This window comes from Rothia sp. HMSC066H02, from assembly GCF_001814995.1.
GTDB classification, from domain to species: Bacteria; Actinomycetota; Actinomycetes; order Actinomycetales; family Micrococcaceae; genus Rothia; species Rothia mucilaginosa.
Genome location: NZ_KV818677.1, coordinates 1 through 1,510, shown reverse-complemented (window position 1 = coordinate 1,510; position 1,510 = coordinate 1). Strand labels below are relative to the sequence as shown.

General features: G+C 55.1%; 1 rRNA gene. It reads right to left on the bottom strand.

What is annotated here, in order from left to right:
• Positions 1-1,438: ribosomal RNA gene (locus HMPREF2999_RS04215) — 16S ribosomal RNA — on the bottom strand; the annotation flags it as partial.
• Positions 1,439-1,510: the final 72 nt, after the last annotated feature.

The window sequence follows — 1,510 nt, the reverse complement described above, 5'->3', positions numbered from 1 at the left end:
AAAAGGTTAGGCCACCGGCTTTGGGTGTTACCAACTTTCGTGACTTGACGGGCGGTGTGTACAAGGCCCGGGAACGTATTCACCGCAGCGTTGCTGATCTGCGATTACTAGCGACTCCGACTTCATGGGGTCGAGTTGCAGACCCCAATCCGAACTGAGACCGGCTTTTAGGGATTAGCTCCACCTCACAGTATCGCAACCCTCTGTACCGGCCATTGTAGCATGCGTGAAGCCCAAGACATAAGGGGCATGATGATTTGACGTCATCCCCACCTTCCTCCGAGTTGACCCCGGCAGTCTCCTATGAGTCCCCACCATTACGTGCTGGCAACATAGAACGAGGGTTGCGCTCGTTGCGGGACTTAACCCAACATCTCACGACACGAGCTGACGACAACCATGCACCACCTGTATACCAGCCCCGAAGGGAAACACCATCTCTGATGCGGTCCAGTATATGTCAAGCCTTGGTAAGGTTCTTCGCGTTGCATCGAATTAATCCGCATGCTCCGCCGCTTGTGCGGGCCCCCGTCAATTTCTTTGAGTTTTAGCCTTGCGGCCGTACTCCCCAGGCGGGGCACTTAATGCGTTAGCTACGGCGCGGAAAACGTGGAATGTCCCCCACACCTAGTGCCCAACGTTTACGGCATGGACTACCAGGGTATCTAATCCTGTTCGCTCCCCATGCTTTCGCTTCTCAGCGTCAGTTACAGCCCAGAGACCTGCCTTCGCCATCGGTGTTCCTCCTGATATCTGCGCATTCCACCGCTACACCAGGAATTCCAGTCTCCCCTACTGCACTCTAGTCTGCCCGTACCCACTGCAATACACGGAGTTAAGCCCCGGCCTTTCACAGCAGACGCGACAAACCGCCTACAAGCTCTTTACGCCCAATAATTCCGGACAACGCTCGCGCCCTACGTATTACCGCGGCTGCTGGCACGTAGTTAGCCGGCGCTTTCTCTGCAGGTACCGTCAATCTCTCTTCTTCCCTGCTAACAGAGGTTTACAACCCGAAGGCCGTCATCCCTCACGCGGCGTCGCTGCATCAGGCTTGCGCCCATTGTGCAATATTCCCCACTGCTGCCTCCCGTAGGAGTCTGGGCCGTGTCTCAGTCCCAGTGTGGCCGGTCACCCTCTCAGGCCGGCTACCCGTCGTCGCCTTGGTGAGCCGTTACCTCACCAACAAGCTGATAGGCCGTGAGCCCATCTATAACCACTACATAACGCTTTCCACCAACACCCCATGCGGAGATTGGTCGTATCCGGTATTAGACCCAGTTTCCCAGGCTTATCCCAGAGTTAAAGGTAGGTTACTCACGTATTACTCACCCGTTCGCCACTAATCCACCTAGCAAGCTAGGCTTCATCGTTCGACTTGCATGTGTTAAGCACGCCGCCAGCGTTCGTCCTGAGCCAGAATCAAACTCTCCGTTGAAAAAATAGAAAAGTTCGATAACCTGATCTCAAACAGCGAATCACACACGGGGGTGCGTGACTCAAGCTGACT